The sequence below is a fragment of the uncultured Gulosibacter sp. genome, assembly GCF_963509965.1.
In the GTDB taxonomy this organism is placed as follows: domain Bacteria; phylum Actinomycetota; class Actinomycetes; order Actinomycetales; family Microbacteriaceae; genus Gulosibacter.
The window spans coordinates 151,899-169,099 of record NZ_CAUPDE010000001.1 but is presented as its reverse complement, the minus strand read 5'-3'; the positions used below and the strand labels follow the sequence as shown (position 1 = coordinate 169,099).

At 60.9% G+C, this 17,201-nt stretch carries 18 protein-coding genes; 5 read left to right on the top strand and 13 right to left on the bottom strand.

The annotated features are described in order from the left end of the window. Positions 1-271 precede the first annotated feature (271 nt). A complete protein-coding gene (locus RQ865_RS00795) occupies positions 272-451 on the top strand; it encodes a hypothetical protein (protein WP_311476644.1) in 180 nt (59 codons plus the stop codon). 76 nt (positions 452-527) lie between these two features. Further along, positions 528-992, top strand: a complete 465-nt coding sequence (locus RQ865_RS00790) for an SRPBCC domain-containing protein (protein WP_311476642.1) — start codon at positions 528-530, stop codon at positions 990-992. A gap of 65 nt (positions 993-1,057) precedes the next feature. On the opposite strand, the gene RQ865_RS00785 is transcribed toward RQ865_RS00790, so the two are convergent. Then, positions 1,058-1,834 carry an SDR family oxidoreductase gene (locus tag RQ865_RS00785; RefSeq protein WP_311476641.1) on the bottom strand — a complete coding sequence of 259 codons (777 nt, stop codon included), beginning with the start codon at positions 1,832-1,834 and terminating at the stop codon, positions 1,058-1,060. Between the two features lie 46 nt (positions 1,835-1,880). On the opposite strand from RQ865_RS00785, the gene RQ865_RS00780 reads away from it, so the two are divergent. Both RQ865_RS00780 and RQ865_RS00775 read left to right on the top strand, forming a co-directional pair. After that, positions 1,881-2,648 (top strand): glycerophosphodiester phosphodiesterase family protein, encoded by a 768-nt coding sequence (locus RQ865_RS00780; RefSeq protein WP_311476639.1) that lies wholly within the window; start codon positions 1,881-1,883, stop codon positions 2,646-2,648. Between the two features lie 144 nt (positions 2,649-2,792). Beyond that, entirely contained in the window at positions 2,793-3,302 is a 510-nt protein-coding gene (locus RQ865_RS00775; RefSeq protein ID WP_311476638.1) for an RNA polymerase-binding protein RbpA, read from the top strand. 60 nt (positions 3,303-3,362) lie between these two features. Here RQ865_RS00775 and lnt read toward each other — a convergent pair whose 3' ends face one another. From lnt to RQ865_RS00720, 11 genes are all read right to left on the bottom strand, one after another. Then, positions 3,363-4,970 carry an apolipoprotein N-acyltransferase gene (gene lnt, locus RQ865_RS00770; protein WP_311476636.1) on the bottom strand — a complete coding sequence of 536 codons (1,608 nt, stop codon included), beginning with the start codon at positions 4,968-4,970 and terminating at the stop codon, positions 3,363-3,365. 20 nt (positions 4,971-4,990) lie between these two features. After that, the gene (locus RQ865_RS00765) at positions 4,991-7,396 is read right to left on the bottom strand and encodes a DEAD/DEAH box helicase (protein WP_311476634.1); all 2,406 of its coding nucleotides are present in this window, start codon (positions 7,394-7,396) and stop codon (positions 4,991-4,993) included. Continuing rightward, on the bottom strand, positions 7,393-8,322 hold the full coding sequence (gene tatC / locus RQ865_RS00760) for a twin-arginine translocase subunit TatC (protein ID WP_311476633.1): 930 nt from the start codon (positions 8,320-8,322) through the stop codon (positions 7,393-7,395). Before tatC ends, RQ865_RS00765 begins: the two co-directional genes overlap by 4 nt. 5 nt (positions 8,323-8,327) lie before the next feature. Beyond that, entirely contained in the window at positions 8,328-8,552 is a 225-nt protein-coding gene (locus tag RQ865_RS00755; RefSeq protein WP_311476632.1) for a twin-arginine translocase TatA/TatE family subunit, read from the bottom strand. Positions 8,553-8,571: 19 nt separating this feature from the next. Next, on the bottom strand, positions 8,572-8,934 hold the full coding sequence (locus RQ865_RS00750; protein WP_311476631.1) for a hypothetical protein: 363 nt from the start codon (positions 8,932-8,934) through the stop codon (positions 8,572-8,574). 7 nt (positions 8,935-8,941) lie between these two features. After that, positions 8,942-9,925, bottom strand: coding sequence for a WYL domain-containing protein (locus RQ865_RS00745; RefSeq protein ID WP_311476628.1), 984 nt, complete (start codon positions 9,923-9,925; stop codon positions 8,942-8,944). Then, positions 9,912-10,946 carry a WYL domain-containing protein gene (locus RQ865_RS00740; RefSeq protein ID WP_311476627.1) on the bottom strand — a complete coding sequence of 345 codons (1,035 nt, stop codon included), beginning with the start codon at positions 10,944-10,946 and terminating at the stop codon, positions 9,912-9,914. Before RQ865_RS00740 ends, RQ865_RS00745 begins: the two co-directional genes overlap by 14 nt. Positions 10,947-10,962: 16 nt before the next feature. Beyond that, positions 10,963-11,877 carry an FKBP-type peptidyl-prolyl cis-trans isomerase gene (locus tag RQ865_RS00735; RefSeq protein WP_311476626.1) on the bottom strand — a complete coding sequence of 305 codons (915 nt, stop codon included), beginning with the start codon at positions 11,875-11,877 and terminating at the stop codon, positions 10,963-10,965. A 70-nt stretch (positions 11,878-11,947) separates the two neighbouring features. Further along, positions 11,948-12,799 carry a hypothetical protein gene (locus tag RQ865_RS00730; RefSeq protein ID WP_311476624.1) on the bottom strand — a complete coding sequence of 284 codons (852 nt, stop codon included), beginning with the start codon at positions 12,797-12,799 and terminating at the stop codon, positions 11,948-11,950. Positions 12,800-12,843: 44 nt separating this feature from the next. Next, positions 12,844-14,049: a tRNA (adenine-N1)-methyltransferase gene (locus RQ865_RS00725; protein ID WP_311476622.1), complete on the bottom strand. Its 1,206-nt coding sequence runs from the start codon at positions 14,047-14,049 to the stop codon at positions 12,844-12,846. Between the two features lie 62 nt (positions 14,050-14,111). Then, positions 14,112-14,813, bottom strand: coding sequence for an HAD family phosphatase (locus tag RQ865_RS00720; protein ID WP_311476620.1), 702 nt, complete (start codon positions 14,811-14,813; stop codon positions 14,112-14,114). Between the two features lie 138 nt (positions 14,814-14,951). On the opposite strand from RQ865_RS00720, the gene RQ865_RS00715 reads away from it, so the two are divergent. Then, entirely contained in the window at positions 14,952-15,851 is a 900-nt protein-coding gene (locus RQ865_RS00715) for a PAC2 family protein (protein ID WP_311476618.1), read from the top strand. Positions 15,852-15,901: 50 nt separating this feature from the next. Here RQ865_RS00715 and mshC read toward each other — a convergent pair whose 3' ends face one another. Beyond that, positions 15,902-17,194, bottom strand: a complete 1,293-nt coding sequence (gene mshC, locus RQ865_RS00710) for a cysteine--1-D-myo-inosityl 2-amino-2-deoxy-alpha-D-glucopyranoside ligase (RefSeq protein ID WP_311476616.1) — start codon at positions 17,192-17,194, stop codon at positions 15,902-15,904. Positions 17,195-17,201 lie beyond the last annotated feature (7 nt).

The window sequence follows — 17,201 nt, the reverse complement described above, 5'->3', positions numbered from 1 at the left end:
GCAGTCGGAACACAAATCTTCCATCACCGCACAGCGCGTCGGATCGCAAACAGTGGTCTTGGGCGCACCGTGAGACGCATCCAGCAAGTTCGTTACGCTGTTTCGGCGCGTATGGCTTCGCCAGTGCGCTTCGTTCGCCGTGCTGTAGGTCGTAGCGCAACTTCAGACGAAAAACACGCGAGGCGGACGCACACACCCTCGAAATCGCGTAGAGTGTTCTCAGTGCCGTTTGCGCCACGATTTATGGTCTTTGCCAACTAGGGAGTTATTCATGCGCTGGATCCTCACCATCCTGTGCCTGGCAATCTTTGCTGCCGGCCTCTTCTGCTTCGGACTCGCATTCCACGAAGATCAGGGTGTTGGAAGCCTGCTGATCTTCCTCGCCGGGATCTTCCTCAGCTGCCTCGCATTCTTCCTGCCATGGCAGGTCATCGGTCACAGCCGCAAATAACCGCCGCAGGCACTAAGCTGCACCGCCCCCGGCCGAAATACCGGGGGCGGTTCGTATTTCCACAACTGGAATAGTCATGTCTTTCACTCCGACAGTCGATATCTCCACCCGATTTCCGGTGAGTGCCGACATTGTTTGGGCGGTGATCACCAAACACCGCTACACGAGCGAGTGGTGGCCCTCACTCGATTTACCCAAGCGTTCAGGAGCGCGCGCATCCTTCCAAACTCCCCGACCACGCAAGAAGCGTCCGCGTGTGGCAACCGGCAGAGTCGTGCGTGTGTCGAAGGGCGAACAGATCCAACTTGCCCTGCTGTCGCAGCCACGCGGCGTGCACTCCGAGGTCACCATCACCGTGACCCAGCTGTCTCACAAAACCCGTGTGCGCGTGGTTGAACAGGGATTCGCTTCGGTCGAAGACCCGCACCGCATTATTGCTGAATGTCGTGATGGCTGGCGCGAGTTCCTCGGCGCACTGGGCGAGTACCTCGCCGATAACAAAACAGTTGCCCGAATCGAACGCCGCATCCGCGACGACTGATTCGGGCAACCGCAAGCAGTCGAGGTGCTTCTAATACGCGCTCAGTAAAGCCGCATAGCCGGCAACTACTCGGCGTTGAAGCTCGACACGTCACCGACGAGGCGCGTGTGATCTGCCGGAACCGGCTCAACCGCGGCCAACGCCACCTCGGCAGCAAACTCGGCGACGTTGTAAAGCCGACCGGCAGTTTCCCGGCGCGCCTCGATCGCCCCAGGCTCAAGCCGGTTCAGCAGCGTTGCCGTGATTGTGCCCTCGATCATGTCGCCCGAAACGACCACGAAGTCAATGCCCTGCTCGGCAAGCGACGGGATCAACTCACGCAGCGCATCCTCACCGGCGCGCTTCGACTCGGCCACCGGCACATAGGCCTCCATCGTTGGAGTTGTGCGGATGAAGTGCGCCTGGTGGCTGGTGACAAAAACCACCCTGCCGCCGGCACCCATGAGCTCACGGGCGGCGGTGAGCATCCCAACCTGTGCGTCACGGTTAAGCCGCAGCGCGTAGTCGGCACCCATGTTCTGTTCCATACCGCCTGAGGCGTTCAACACGAGAATATCGAGGCCACCGAGTCGATCTTTCACCTCGGCAAGCATCGCTGCCACCGAGTTGCCATCAGTCAGATCAGCACCTACCGCGAAGCTGTCACCCTCGTACTCGGCAAACTCGGCCACGAGCTTTTCCGCACGAGCTGCCTTGTTTCGGTAGTTGATCACCACGCTCGCGCCAGCCTGCGCAAAATAGCGGGCGGTGGCGGCGCCGACACCGCGCGAAGAGCCGGTAACAAGTACGCGTTTTCCGGCAACGTTATGGCCGGCCAGTGGATTGGTCGCAATTGATTCCATAGCGGGAGTCTACCGACCTCTCATCTGGCCGCGGCACACTGGTGGCGTGCACTATTTTGATCAGCAAACTCCGCGAGTCATCGCTCACCGTGGCGAATCATCCACGGCTCCCGAAAATACTGCGGCAGCCTTTCACTCGGCACTCGAGCTCGGTGCTGACGTGCTCGAAACCGATATCCACGTCACTGCCGATAACCGCGCGGTGCTCTGGCACGACCCCGTTCTAGCTCGCTGGGACGACACTCCAACCGTGATCAGCTCGCTCACACTCGCGCAGCTGCAGTCACGCCGCCGCGGCCCACACCATATTCTTGAACTTGGGGAAGCGCTCGCACAGTTCCCACGCACCCGCTTCAATATTGACGTCAAAACTCCCGCCGCGATCGCGGCCACTGCTACTGCCATCCGTGAGACTGGCGCCAGCCACCGCGTGCTGCTCACGTCTTTTGATCAGCGCACAATTGATGCGTTGCGCGCGCTCGTTCCTGACTCGTTCTTCGGCACCGGTCAGCAGGCTGTAATGCAAGCGGTGATCGCAGTGGCGCTTCGTTCGAAGCGACTGCTGCGCCGTGCCCTTGATGGTGCGGATGCAGTGCAGATCCCGGCGGCGGTGCGCGGGTTAAGTCTCGTGTCGCCTCGGCTTATGGACGCTTACCGTAGGCATGCCAGGGAGGTGCACGTGTGGACAGTGAACGATGCTGAACTGATGCAGCGACTACTGGTAGTGGGGGTCGCGGGCATCATCACCGATCAGCCGGCTCTGGCGCGACAGGTAATCGACCGGGTCGAAGACGGCGCCGGTGCCCAGGAATAAATCGGAGGTGGGGCCAGTTGCCAATCCTGGTTGCGCCTTGCTAACCCGGTATTGAGCGAAAGCCAGGTAGGCTTGGACGTCGGATCGCTTCGTATTAGATCGGGTGATCCAAAGCATGATTTGAGGCGGAGAGGATCCGGAACGATGGCAGACCGCAGTCTTCGTGGAATGCGCCTGGGAGCGCAAAGCCTGCAGAGCGATGAGGGTGTGGTGCTGGTTGATCACCAGCTGCGCACCTATCAGACCGAAAACGGCGAGCGCTTTATCGTCACCTTTGCAGCCGACGCCGAGGCTCCCGAAGTGTGGGAATCACCGAAGACCGGTGATGAAGGCCGCCTGCTGGATGCCGATGGTGATGAGGTTCCCTACACCCCCCCGGAGCAGAAACCGCAGCGTACCCACTGGGACATGCTGCTTGAGCGCCGCACGAAAGAAGACCTCGAAGAGGTGCTGCAGGTTCGCCTCGACTATCTCCGCGAGCGACGCGGCACTAAGGCACGCGAGCAGCGCGAACCGACCGCCGGAGCACCACAGACCACCGGACGCAGCGGCGAAACTCCCACTCGAGTTATCGACATTGAAGGACGCCCGCAGGCACAGACGCGCGCCGAGAAAGAAGCCGAAGCCAGGGCTGCGAAGAAAAAGAAGAAGTAGTGCCGCCAAGTCTCCTGGCCACGCCGTCACGGCAAACGCGCCGCAGATTCGCTCGTACGACTAATGGCGTTGCGGGCGGCGTCGCGCTGAGCGCTTAACTGCGTAGGTTGGGTGCGGCCTGCTCATGATGGTGAGTACCACCCCCACTCCCCCAACCAAGAGCTCAACTGCCGGCCCGAGCGCGATCGCTGGCGTCACACCGGTAGTGATGGGCGCATCCACGACCATAATTCCCGGTTGGTACCAATCGAGTGTCACCAGTTCACTGCCGTCGGGTGCGTAGGCTGCACTCCAGCCCACCGTGGACGCCTGTACGAGCGTGCGGCCAGACTCAACCGCGCGCAGCCGAGCGGTCGCCAACTGCTGTGCTGATTCGTGGGTGCGGGCGAAGTCAGCGTTATTTGTCGGTGCCAAAAGCACCTCAGCACCGTTTCCGATTGCCTCGCGGGCGAGGCGGTCGTCGACGATGTCGTAGCAGATAAACACGCCGTATCGGTGCCCGGCCACCACCAACACATTGGGGCGGGAACCCGGCGTGTACTCACGCTGAATGAGGTTGACAAGATCCGGCGCCAGCAGCGCATAAAACTCGCGATGAGGTACATATTCACCGAAAGGAATCGGATGCGCCTTGTCATATTGCTGGGCGTCGGCACCATCGGCGCCCCAGACGAACTGGGTGTTGAAATACCGGGTTTCTGGGTCGGTCCATTCGCCGGTGCGGGTGACGGTATTTGCCACGATCGGGGCATCGTACGAGGCCGATAGCTCGCTAAGCCAGGACGCGGCTCGCGCCGACTCAAACGGGCTGATATCCACCGAGCCTTCCGGCCAGAGAATCACATCCACCCTGATGTCCTCCGGGAGCTGCGACATTGCCCGGGCGTGCGCATCCATGATCTCGCCAGGATTCGACGGGATGAAGTAGCTGGCGCCTGGCGTATCTCCCTGCACTGCCAGCACCCGCACCGAACCCGTCTGGGGCAGCGGAAACTGCGGTAGCGCAACGATCACCAGCCCCAGCACCGCTACAACTGCGCCGCGCGTCGCCCAACCGGTAGGTTGCCGCACGGGCTTACCGAACGCATCAAAGCTGTGCTCGGAGGTTGTCGGCAGCATACACAGCTCGACGGTGAGCGCGCTGAAGGCGACCACGATGAAGCCCAGCCCTGCGAGCCCCAGCCATGAGACCCATTCGACACTTGGTGCGGCCGATTGCGATTGGGCGATGCGTCCCCAGGCAAATCCGCCATAGGGCACGGTGGCGGCAAGAGTCTCTCTTGCAATCCACAAACCAGCAACACCGGCACTGGTCACCGCACTGTTTCGGCCGCGACGGCGTCGATATAGCAGTGCGATCAGCGCGTGGCCGGCCGCCCACCAGGCAGCCATGAATACCGAGAGCGCAATCCACGGTACCGGGCCGAGAAACTCGCTGGTCCATGAAACATGTACGAGGAAAAACAGCAGGCCGGTAACAAATCCCAGCGCCGCGCCGGACGCAATCGAACGCCCCCGCACCGACCACAAGCTGAGCATGATTGCCGGCAGCACAAACACCCACACTCCCGGCTCGGGGAAAGCAGCGGCAAGTAGCAGTGCAGCGGAGGCGGCGGCGAACAGAGACGCGAGCGGCGTGGCAGTGGGCACAACGAATCGTGACTTCATGGCGGCTGACACGATGCTGACTACTGCTCCATCCCCGTGTAGGCGACAATACCGCGACGAACATGGTCTGCTGCCTGCTGGGCGGTGCGAGCCAGACTCCCCGAGGCAACGGTGCCGATCTGGTCGAGCAGATCGAGTGTTTGTTTACTCCAGCGCACAAAATCACCCGCCGACATTTCGGCATCTTCGAGTACGCGCTCAAGCGGTGCACCGTTTGACCATTTGAACATTGGCTTGGCGAGCGAGGTCGCTAGGGGAATTGTGCGAGGAACGTGGAGTTCGTCTTCGATCTCGTCGAGCTCTTCCCACAGCGACTCTGTGCGTGCCAGTGCCGTGCGGAACTCGCCTTTGGGGAGGTGCCTCTCGGGCGGATTCACCTCGTCGCGCCGCGGCTCATAGGTGAGCACACAGCACATGGCCGCCAGCTGGTGCGCATCCAGATTGAGCCACAGTTGACGGCGAATGCATTCAGCCACCAGTAGGTCACGATCACCGAAGATACGTCGTAAAAGCTCGCCATGCACGGTGGCAGTAATAATCGTGGGCTCGCCGACGGCGCCGCTGGTTGATTCGAGATAGCCGCGGCGCAAGAGAAGTTCGGTGAGCCGGTCAAACACGCGCGCAACAGCACCGGTGCGGCGATCAATCTCGCGCAGCTGATGCTCGGTGTCGCGCCGGAGCCGCCAATAACGTTCGGCCCAGCGAGCATGCTGTTCTCGTTCTGGGCAGCGGTGGCAGGGATGTGTGCGCAGCTGGTCGCGCAACTCGGCCAGTCGCTTACTGCGTGCATCACGAGCGCCGTGGTCGCCAGGTAATACTTTCTGGCGCTCAACATCGGTGAGCTCGCGACGGATTGCCGAATAGGCCATGAAATCGCCACGTTCACAACGCATGGATTCGGCATAGCCGACCAGTGCATCCTGTTGCTGTCGCACCCGGCGGGCAAGATCAACCACCGCGCGGTCGGCCTGAAACTGAGCGAATGACGATTCGAGCACCCGCCGCGTTCGTTCACGTCCGAACTGGCTGATGAGATTCACTGTCATGTTGTAGGTCGGGCGAAACGACGAGTTGAGCGGGTAGGTGCGTTTGGAGGCCAGCGCCGCAACCGATTCTGGTTGCATCCCCTCACGCCACTGAACGATAGCGTGCCCCTCTACATCGATGCCTCGCCGGCCGGCGCGACCAGTCAGCTGCGTGAACTCGCCGGGGGTGATCGGTACCCGGGAGACACCATTGAACTTTTCGAGCCGTTCAAGTACCACGGTGCGTGCCGGCATATTGATGCCCAGGGCAAGCGTTTCGGTGGCGAAAACCACTTTCAGCAGCTTGCGCTGGAAGAGCACCTCAACCACTTCTTTGAAAATCGGTAGCATGCCGGCGTGGTGGGCAGCCACACCCCGCTCGAGCGCATCACGCCACTGGTAAAAGCCGAGCACACCAAGATCTTCATCAAGAAGTGTGCGGGTGTAGTCGTCGATGATCCAGCGGATTTCGTCACGCTCGGTGCGCGTGGTGAGCTGGATACCCCAGCTGCACACCTGCCGAACCGCATCATCACAGCCATTCCGTGAGAAAATGAAGAATATGGCCGGCAGCAGCTGCGCCTCATCAAGCAGTTCAACGAAGGGGCCGCGATCAAGCTTCGCCGCGAAGCGGCGGTGTCCGCGCCTACTACTCGGTGTGCGTGATGCACCGACAGCTCGCAGCAGATCTGGATTCACGCGCCGCTTCTTCTTGCCGCTTCCCTCGGCGTAGAGGTCATGCAATCGTGAGCCGACCAGCACGTGGTGATACAGCGGCGTTGGGCGATGCTCCGAGACAATCACGTCAGTGTCGCCGCGCACCGTTTGCAGCCAATCACCAAACTCTTCCGCATTCGAAACCGTCGCTGACAGCGAAACCAGGCGCACTTCGCTCGGCAGATGAATGATGACTTCTTCCCACACCGCGCCGCGGAAACGGTCGGCGAGGTAGTGCACCTCGTCCATGACGACATAGGCGAGGTCGGTGAGCAGCTCGCTGCCAACATAGATCATGTTACGCAGCACTTCGGTGGTCATGATCACCACGCGAGCTTGCGGGTTGATGCTCGTGTCGCCGGTGAGTAGGCCGACTTCGGTGGGGCCATATTCGGCTACGAGTTCCTGATATTTCTGGTTCGACAGCGCCTTGATTGGGGTGGTGTAGAAGATTTTCGCGTGCGGGTCACGCATGGTGAGAAACACCGCAAACTCGGCGACCACGGTTTTGCCGGCACCGGTGGGAGCGGCAACGAGCACCGAATTGCCGGATTCGAGGCTGTGGCAGGCGGCTATCTGAAACTCGTCAAGATCGAAACGCTGCCCCGAACGAAACAGTTCGGTTTCTGGGAAGCGGGCCCGCTCGGCGGCCCTAGCGTAGCGTTCGGAGGGGCTGAGGTTCACGCTTCGAACCTACCCGGTTGCGATTTGGAACTGTTGGCGGCATCAATATCGGTCGGTTTGGGGTCGGGTAGCGGGCTCGCCCCGGCCGCGATCTCGGCCTCGATTTCAGCCTCGACGTTCTTGCGCCGATTCATGCGCGCACGATCGAATAGTGAGGCCACTCCTGCCGCCAAGAAGTACAGCAGCACCATCGGCACCATCAGCAGCAGCATGCTGATCACATCCGCAGCCGGAGTGGCAATGGCAGCAAAGAGGGCGGTAATCAACACCGCCCAGCGCCAGCCCGCCAAGATCTGTTTACCGGTTATCACCCCGGCAAGATTAAGCATCACCAGCAGCACCGGCACAATATAGGCAATGCCAACGGCGAGGCACAGTGTCAGCACAAACGAGTAGTACGTCTTCGCATCGTAAAAAACGGTGTCTTCAAACGGCACAAAGCTCGTCATCACCTGCACGATGCGTGGCTGGATTGCCAGGCCCGTCACCACACCGGCAAGGAATAACGGAATACCGGTGCCCAGGAATCCCAGCGCATAGCGCCGCTCGGTTTTCTTCAACCCGGGCATCAGGAACATCCACACTTGGTATAGCCAGACCGGTGAGGCCATCACCACGCCGAGAGTGAGCGCCATCTGCAGACGCAAATCGAAACCGGTGGTGACGTTCGTGAAGTTGATTGATACGCGACCGCCGCGGTCTTGCGCGATCTCGAGAATCGGCCGACGGATCAGATCGAGCGCCGGTTCCGACAGGATGAACCCGACCACCATCGTGATCACAATGGCGATCAGGCAGATAATGAATCGGTTGCGGAACTCAATGAGGTGATCGGCCAGTTTCATCCGGCCTTCGGGGTTCCGTTTACGCGAATAGTGCGGGCGTTTGGATGCCGACCGCCGCGTTTTGCGCGCCGTGTCGCTCACGAACGTTAGTTCTGCGTGTTATCGCTTGCGCCGCTGCGGTCGCTGTCGGATTTGTCGGCCTCGTCGTTGACGGTGCCACCGGCGGGCGCGTCATCATCGCGCATCTGGCGAACTTCCTTCTTGAAGATGCGCATCGACTGGCCGAGGTTTTTGGCAAGCGAAGGAAGTTTCGGTGCGGCGAACAGCAGCAGGATGATGATCAGCAGCACCAGAAAATGTGCGCCAGACAATCCTTGGAACATAGTCGATCTAAGCCTCTCGCCGTTTGTACTCGGTTAGGTATGCATACTGCATCGCGTCTGCGGTGATGAGTGCACGCGCCCTGGCAATTCTAGCTTCCCGGCGTCGTTCTCGTCGGGCATCACGTTTGGCGACAAATGCTCGGCGTTCAGCTGCCACAGCGGCGCGGCCACGCACTATGGCGTTGGGAGGAGGCTCTATTTCGGCCCCATCATCAGCAATGTCGAGTGCCGCGACGGCGTCGATGAGACGGTTCGCCTCAGTTCCGACTCCCATGGCCTCACGCACGAGCGTCCGGCCGCTAAAAAAGAGCACGGTGATGAGCAGCGCCGCAAGCGCCAGCCAGATCAAAAGCCACATCCACCAGGCCATAGTCTGCTCAGTCTACGCGAGTGTGGCCGCTGGGTGCGAGTGGCATGCCGGTATCGAAAGCCTCGGAAGCCAGCAATTCGGTAACGGCCTCAAACACGGCCCGGCGAATATCTGCCGGTCCAAGCACCTCGAGTTCGCCGGAGTTTTCGCACACCAGCCGTGTGACAAGCTGCGGGTTGCGCATCCCGACAACGAGGTGACTGCGGCCATCTGCAGCTGCATGTGCCCGCGTCGATGACACCGTGTAGGGAGCAAGTATTTCAAGCCCAAGCGGCGTGGCAGCGAACTCTACGTCGATCAGCTGTGATGAGTTCACCACGAGCGGTGTTTCGCGCACGCGCTTGGAATGTTGAGCGATCGGTTTCTCAAGTTCGGTGAGTGACACGATGCGGTCAACTCGAAACCACCGTTGCTCATTGCGCCAATTGCACCAGGCATTCAAGTAGACGTACCGGTCTCGAGCTTCGATGCGCAGCGGATCAACACTGCGTTCGGTGAGCCGATTCGACGATTCGGCCCGGTACTGCAGCCGCAATTGATGCCCTCGCGCGATGGCAGCGGTAATGGCGCTGACTTCGGCGGTCACCGCGCTATCGGGTTGCAGGTTGAGCGCCGGATCGAGCTTGTGTACGAGCTGCGTGATCGATTCGTGCTGGGTGAAATCAGTGAACGGTTGCAGCTGTAGGAGCCCCAAAAGCGCCGTCGTGCGCTCAATTGGTGACAGTTGAAGTTCAAACGTCGCCACCGGACTGTGCGTCAGTCGGATGTGGTCACGCTCGTAGTCGTCGTAGTCGAAGTCGAACATTGTGTACGGGTCTTCAAAGCCATCCGGATCGGGAATACCGAGCGTCCACAGATAGTCGATGAGTTTGCGGGTGGTATCGACACTGGTGTTGATTCGCCGTGCCAGCTCGGGCAGTGGTAGCCCCGCCTCGTGACGCTGCAGCAGCTCTAGAACAGCCGCTGCAGTGAGTGCATCAAACTTCGCCACTGTCGTCTCCGTCGCTGTGGGTTTGTAGAACACGCATAAGGCGTGACCGCACCCGGTCACGCAGCGACCCGGGCTCAATCAACCGAATATCCGCGGCAAGTGCGGCTAACTCATCAGCGAGCAACTCGTGATCCCAGCTCGGGACGCGAAGCACGACACCAGCAGGATGCTCGGCCACTTCGAGAGCCCGTCGCTGCAGCGATTGCTGAGCTCGCGACCCATCAGCGACCGTGATTGTCACGGCCTGCCGCTCCCCCAGGGCACGCAGCTCGGCAGCAAGATCAGTCGTTGCTTCGTGAGTGGTTTGTCGGGGGCGGGTCACTTCCACGTCGCCGACGATGCGACGCAGCAGAAAGTTGCGTTCGCTGCGACGCAGATAGTCGTAGCAATTGCACAGCCAGTGGCCCTCTACCTGCACCAGCTGCAGGGGTGCAACCAAACGTGCTTCTGCGTGCGTGGCGCCGGGTTTTGCGTAGTGAAACCGCACATCTTGGCGTTGTGCGATCGAATCGCGCAGCGCCGTGAACGAACCCCCGGTGCGTCGCACATGGGTGATTTGGGGCAGCTGGGCTACTGCCGGATCGCTATCGCCGCTGCTGGCGAGTAGCTTCAGGTAGGCGCGACGCGCATCGGCCGCAACTCCCGCTTCTTGCCAGATTCGTGAGGCGGCATCAAGTAGCAGCAGCTGTTCGGCGGTAATCGTCACCGGGTCTTGTGAAGCCGCAGCACCCTGAGCGGTGACCGACTCGCGGTCGAGGCAGAAACGCCACCGGGTCCGGTCGCCCGGAGCCTGGGGATCAACCACCGTAACTACCGGAAAGCCCAGCGCTGCGAGCGATTCGCGGTCGCGTGCGAACCGTTTTTCGAGCGCATCCGCACTAGCCGCCGGCTTACCCGCTTCGGCACGATAGCCCGCAACCGCATTAAAAATCTCCTCGCTGCTCAGCGGTGTTGCGGCACCGCTGAGCAACATCAGTAGGCGCAGATGTCGCTGACTGTTTGGAGCGACCGCGTCTGACATTACCGCCCCACGCTCATCATCCCTCGGTAGCGGTCTTCGGATAAACCGCGAGGATATCGACCACAAACACGAGGTGAGAGTTCGCCGGGATCGACCCCGATTCTTGGTCACCATAACCGAGTTCGGGCGGGAATACAGTCACCACTCGCGAACCGACCTGCTGCCCCACGAGTGCGTCAGCGAATCCGGTCACCACACCGTCGGTCGAAAACATGGTGGGGGCACCTGCACGAGACCAGCTCGAGTCGAACTCGGTGCCGTCAAGCAGTACACCCCGATACTGCACCACGACCTCATCGCCGGCGCCGATTTCGGGGCCATCCCCCTGCAACACAGTGCTGATGAGCTGTTCATCAAGTTTGGGGGCATCGGCGGCGATCTTCACTTGAGGTGAACCGTCATCGCCCTCAGTCACCTCAATGAAATCGATAGTGTTCTCAACCGGTTTGCCATCTGCCGCCTGGTTTTTCTCGACTGCGATGACGTCGATAACGTACACGGGGGTCTGCTGCGCACCCGGCTTCTGTGCGGTGTCGGTCACCGGTGGCAATAGGGCGATGCGTGAACCTGAAGGCGTGTTCAGCAGACCCGCGTGAATCGCCTGCGGTAGCTGCAGCTCGCTGAGCGTGCCCTGCACCGGCAGCGAAGCGTACTCGCCGATGGGTTCGCCGCTACCAAAATCGAAGGTAGCCACCTTTAGCACCGGGTACATGTCTGCGGTCAGCGGCGCACCATCGCCCTCGACGAGCACCTTGCGTTCAACATGTTCGGTGAGCTTAGTCAAGTCACCCGCGGTCATTTCGGGGGCTTCGCCGAAACTGCCCGTAAAGGTGGCCGAGTCAAGGGCGGGAGTGCCCTGCGCCGCGGCGGTACCGTTAGCTTCACCTCCGGCATCTGCACCACCACACGCGCTGAGAGAGAGCGCAAGCACAGCGGCAGCACAGCCGGTAACAACACGCCCAAAATGACGGAGAAAAGCGGAATACCGTTTCGACAATTCGCTACACCTTTCCGAGCAGATCAACCACAAACACCACGGCGTCTCCATAACCGAGTGGCTGGCGACCTTCGCCTGCTTCTTCTTGAAGTGTGGCGGCAGGCACCACCACAACAAGCTGAGTGCCGATGCGTCGGCCAACCATTGCATCTCCGAGCGTGTAGACCTGACCCGGAGTGGCTGGAAGCACCATTGCTTCTGAAACATTGCTCCAGCTATCGAACAGCGGTTCACCGGTTCCCCAGGTATAGGCCGTCAACTGTACGACGACCTGGTCATCCTGCTGTATCGGCTCGCCATAGCCAGAGATCGTTTCAGCGACGCGCCGGTCGATGGGTGCCGGCTCTTTCGGCATGGTCACGCCGTGTCCGCCGGCGGGTGCGTTTACCACTGCCGGGATGCCATTGCGCTGTGGAGCGATACGTCCGGAAGCTGCCGAGTGGTAGACCTTCGACACGTGCACGGTTAGATGCTGTGAAGCGTCACCCGAAACCTGGCCGCTGGCAATGGCGTCTGCAGCGTAGAACTCACGGTTTGGGATGTCGGCGCTGACGGTCTGCCCGGCCTGGGCACAGCGCAGCATCTCGTTCAAACTCGGGTTGAGTCCGGCCATCGGTACGGGTGCAGGGTCACCGGTTGCCGGATCGGTGCGCACCGCCTGGTTTTCGGCAACGAGCTGGCCTTTGTCATCGTAAAGGTCGATCGTGAAGGTGGCGATACCATTATCGGTGATGACCGGGCCGGAACCGTCCCCGGATCGTTCTACTGGGAACCGATCAGTGGGGATGCAGGCACTGGCGTTGTCACTGGCTGGTATCTGCGAGCATCCCACCAGCGACACAGCGGCGAGCATCATGGTTGCCGCTGTGGCTGTTCGAATAGCACGATTTGGGCTACCGGTCACTGGTTGTCCCCGTTCTCAGTGGTGGATTCATACGATTCGCCGCTGGCTTGAATGGCGGCGTTAGTCATTGTGTCAGGTCTTGTTGAGGTCGAGCCAGCCACCGATTTGGTCATAGCACTTGTGTTTACGGCGGAGGGCGTTTCACCATTGGCGATCGCCGCTGCCGCAATTGCCCGGGCGGCGGCGCGCTGCGCTTCGCGGGCGCGTTTGCGCAACACCCTGTCGCTCACGGTACGGGTGCCCACCGCGTGCTCGGTCCACTCGCTTGGATCCGACGGAGTCCAGGCTTCCCAATCGGCGCTCGAGCCAACCGCTTTATTAACCCGGGGCGCTTGTCGCGGAGTTTGGGTGTTGGGCGCAAGCCGGCGTGCGGTGAGCAAGAAGCCGGTATGGCCAACCATCCGATGTTCGGGGCGCACCGCAAGCCCCTCAAGGTGCCAGCCGCGAACCATCGTCTCATCGGCGCTCGGAGTGGTGTACACACCGGTGGCCCGGATTGCTTCGGCGGTGCGCGAGAGCTGGGTGGCGGTGGCCACGTAACACACGAGTACGCCACCGGGCACAAGCGCCTCGGTGACTGCATCCAGGCACTCCCAGGGTGCGAGCATATCGAGCACAATGCGATCAACGCTTGCGGGTTGACACTGCCTCGGCAGTTGCTCACCGAGGTCGCCGAGGTGAATCTGCCAGTTATCGGGTGCACCGCCGAAGTAGCTGGCAACATTGCCGTGTGCCACATCCGCAAAATCATTGCGGCGCTCGAAGCTCAGCAACTCACCGCGGCCGGCAAGAGCTCGCAGGAGCCACAGTGAGAGGGCGCCCGAACCGACACCGGCTTCAACCACCCGCAATCCGGGCCGGATATCAGCACGCGCAAGGATCTGCACGGCGTCTTTCGGGTAGATCACCGCGGCGCCGCGTGGCATCGACAAAATGATGTCTTCCAGCAGGGGTCGCAATGCCAAGAAACTATCGCCGGTTGTAGAAGTGATTACCGAGCCATCGGGAGCACCAATGAGTTCGTCATGTGCGATCGAGCCATTGGTTGAATGAAAGTGCTCACCCGCAGCGAGCCAGATGGTGTTCATTCGGCCCTTCGGACCGGTCAGTTGCACGCGCTCACCATCGCGCAGCGGCCCCGAGGGTGGGTAAACCACATCGAAGCTGCCTGCGAGGGCTTCATCTGGATGAGACTCGGTCATTTTCCTCATTCGTTATGACTACCGGAGCAAGCACCGTTGAGTCTGCGGTGCGTCGTCGAAGCTCAGTGCTTCGCAGTGGGCAACAGCTGCTCAAGTTCGGCAATTCCTATACCGGCAAGTGTTCGTCGCACGTGATAGCGGTCACTGTCTGGAACACTCACACCGTGGGGAACTGCCAGCACGTTACAGCCGGCGCGAAGCGCGCTGGTCACACCCGTCGATGAGTCTTCGATTGCGATCGCAAATCGGGTTGCTATACCCAGGTCTGCGGCGGCCAGCTGATAGGGCTCGGGATGTGGTTTGGGGGTGCCAACCCGTTCGCTAGTGACAATGGATGCAAAACTGTGCCCGGGCAGATGTGTGAGCATGGCGTCGACGATGCTTCGGCTCGAATTAGTGACCACAGCCATCGGAATCTGTGCCGCTTGCAGTTCAGCAAGTAACTGCGCAACTCCCGGTCGCCAGCTGGCCCCGGCGGCGACGCGGGCGGCAACATCCTCGGTGATAGCGCGCGCGATATCGACAGTTGACAGCGGCACACCGAGTTCTTGGAAGCGTAGCGCTGCCTGTTCAATCGCGACCCCAACGAATTGTTCTTCGGCTTCGAGGCTCAGCGGTGGCAACCCAAACTTCTCGAGCAGCGCCGACTGGGCGCGAGTCCACTCCACCTCGCTATCGATAAGCGTGCCGTCCATATCCCAAAGCACCGCCTGGAGTGTTGCGGTGCCGCGATGATTCGCGCTCGATTCTGGCCGTGTCGTCACAAGAGGTCATTGTAAGGCTAGCTGCAAGTAGGCTTGTCGATACTGTGCTGCCGGGGCTGAGTCGTGAACGGTTACGGTTCCGAAACCCACATCAGCGCATCTGATTCTGTAGTCAAAACCTCCAGGAGCAACTCAACTATGTCGGTAGGTCGCCTCTTCAAGGGAGAACGCGTGCTGGTGTGCGCAATGCGTGGCTGGAGCGACGCGGGAGACGCCGCCTCAGACGCGGTGGTTGAAGTGCGCAAGACCCTCGGTCTCGATCACATTGTTGACGGTATCGATGATGAGCGCTTCTACGACTATTCGGCAACCCGCCCCTGGGTGTCGATTACCAACGGTAAGCGCCGCATCGAATGGCCGCACACGGTGATTTATGGCCCGCGACCTGAAGATGACCACGGCATCTATGTGTTGATTGGCGACGAGCCAGCATTGCAGTGGCAAAGCTACGTAGAAATGCTGCTCGATTTGTGTGTCACGGAGGGCATTACTGCGATCGTGCAGGTGGGTTCGCTGCTCGCTGACACTCCGCACACCCGCGATATCCAGGTGCACACCTATTGTGACGACGACGAGTTGCGCCTGCACTACTCGTTCGAGCTATCGAGCTACCAGGGGCCGCTGGGAGTGTTGTCGGTATTTGCCGAGGCTGCTTCAGCTGAGGGGATTCGCAGCGTTGCGCTATGGGCCTCGGTGCCGCACTATGCGCAGGCACCCGACCTGCCTGCAGCGAAGGCCACCCTGGCGCTGACCGAAGAACTATCAGGGCTGCTGCTATTCAACTTTGACCGCGAAGCGCTTCGGGAAGCGGCCGATGCCTGGGAGATTCGGGTGACACAGGCCGTGGAACGTGACGAAGACCTCGGTCAGTACGTGCAATTTCTCGAACAGACGCGAGACATGGTCGATTCTGAGGCGGCAAGCGGTGAAGCAATCGCGGCCGAGTTTGAAGCGTTCCTGTCGACGGATGCGGATGATCGCGACGACCACACAGACGGTCGCGATTTTGGTGACGACAGCGATAGCGACCGCAACTAATCCCCTGCCGCACGAGGTCTGGTCTGCCGCGCATTCTGGCTCAGCACGGTTCAGTTGCCGGGTAATAGTTGTACACCGAGCAGCGCATCCACCGCTTCGATCACATCCGCCTGTGGGTGTGCCTGCTCAGCCCAGGCATCTACAATCTCGATCATGGCGGGCGTGTCGAGGTCGTTGGCGATGGCAGTTCGCAACTGTCGTCGAGGCGTCGACTGGGCGGCCGCTGCCACATCAGCGGCCGCAGCGCGGTGTGCCGCTACCCGCCAGCGCGTCAGACGCGAGTGCGCAGCATCAAGATCGGCGGTAAACCACTCCCAGCTGCTGCGGTAGTGATGCGCCAACACCGCCAGTCGAACGGCCATCGGATCGTGCCCCTCGGCCACGAGTTTCGACACCAGCACCAGGTTGCCGAGCGACTTTGACATCTTCTCACCCTGGTATGCAACGAGGCCGGCGTGCGTGAAATGACCCGCAAACTCACGGCCCGTGAGTGCCGAAACATGCGCTGCCGACATTTCGTGGTGCGGATACAGCAGGTCGCGGCCACCGCCCTGGATGGTGATGAGCGCGCCCTGCGTGGCAACCGGAAGTGTGCCGGTGGCGATGACCGAGCATTCCACATGCCAACCGGGTCGCCCCTGGGGAATACCGTCAGCAGCCTTCCAGCTGGGTTCGTTCACGCGCGCAGCACGCCACAGTAGCGGGTCGAGCGGGCAGCGCTTACCCGGCCGGTTCGGGTCGCCGCCAAACTCGACAAATGCGGCGGCCAGCTCCTCCGGCGAGAAATGACTGATCGCGCCGATCTCGTACGGGGTGCGTGCCTGCACGGCCTGCAAGTCGAGATAAATATCGTCATCGGCCGCGTCTGTGGTTGGTACCGAATATGCGAAACCATCGCCCAGCAGCTGCGCAACAGCTTGCCCAATCTCGAATATCGCATCCTGTACCCGCACAAAACTATCGGGGGCAATAATGCGCAGCTGCTCCATATCCGATCGAAATAGATCGGTCTGTGATTGGGCAAGCTGTTGCCAGTCAACCCGGTCGCGCTCGGCACGCTCAAGTAGCGGATCGTCAACATCGGTGATGTTCTCGGCGAAGCGCACCTCGGCGCCCGACTGACGCAGTGCCCGATTGAGCGTGTCAAACGCGAGATAGGTGGCAGCGTGTCCCAGGTGGGTGGCGTCGTAGGGCGTGATGCCACACACATACAGCGATGCAATCCCGTCGGGGGGTGCCACTTCGCGCACCGAGTCGGCTACGGCGTCGTAGAGCATCACCGGAACACGCTCGCCCGCTAGCGGCGGAACTTGCACTCGAGGCCAAGAATTGACGAACTGCACGATTCGA

Coding starts and splice junctions, on each gene's coding strand:
- RQ865_RS00795 (WP_311476644.1), top strand. CDS start 272: ATGCGCTGGATCCTCACCATCCTGTGCCTGGCAATCTTTGCTGCCGGC.
- RQ865_RS00790 (WP_311476642.1), top strand. CDS start 528: ATGTCTTTCACTCCGACAGTCGATATCTCCACCCGATTTCCGGTGAGT.
- RQ865_RS00785 (WP_311476641.1), bottom strand. CDS start 1,834: ATGGAATCAATTGCGACCAATCCACTGGCCGGCCATAACGTTGCCGGA.
- RQ865_RS00775 (WP_311476638.1), top strand. CDS start 2,793: ATGGCAGACCGCAGTCTTCGTGGAATGCGCCTGGGAGCGCAAAGCCTG.
- lnt (WP_311476636.1), bottom strand. CDS start 4,970: ATGAAGTCACGATTCGTTGTGCCCACTGCCACGCCGCTCGCGTCTCTG.
- RQ865_RS00750 (WP_311476631.1), bottom strand. CDS start 8,934: ATGGCCTGGTGGATGTGGCTTTTGATCTGGCTGGCGCTTGCGGCGCTG.
- RQ865_RS00740 (WP_311476627.1), bottom strand. CDS start 10,946: ATGTCAGACGCGGTCGCTCCAAACAGTCAGCGACATCTGCGCCTACTG.
- RQ865_RS00730 (WP_311476624.1), bottom strand. CDS start 12,799: ATGATGCTCGCCGCTGTGTCGCTGGTGGGATGCTCGCAGATACCAGCC.
- RQ865_RS00725 (WP_311476622.1), bottom strand. CDS start 14,049: ATGACCGAGTCTCATCCAGATGAAGCCCTCGCAGGCAGCTTCGATGTG.
- RQ865_RS00715 (WP_311476618.1), top strand. CDS start 14,952: ATGTCGGTAGGTCGCCTCTTCAAGGGAGAACGCGTGCTGGTGTGCGCA.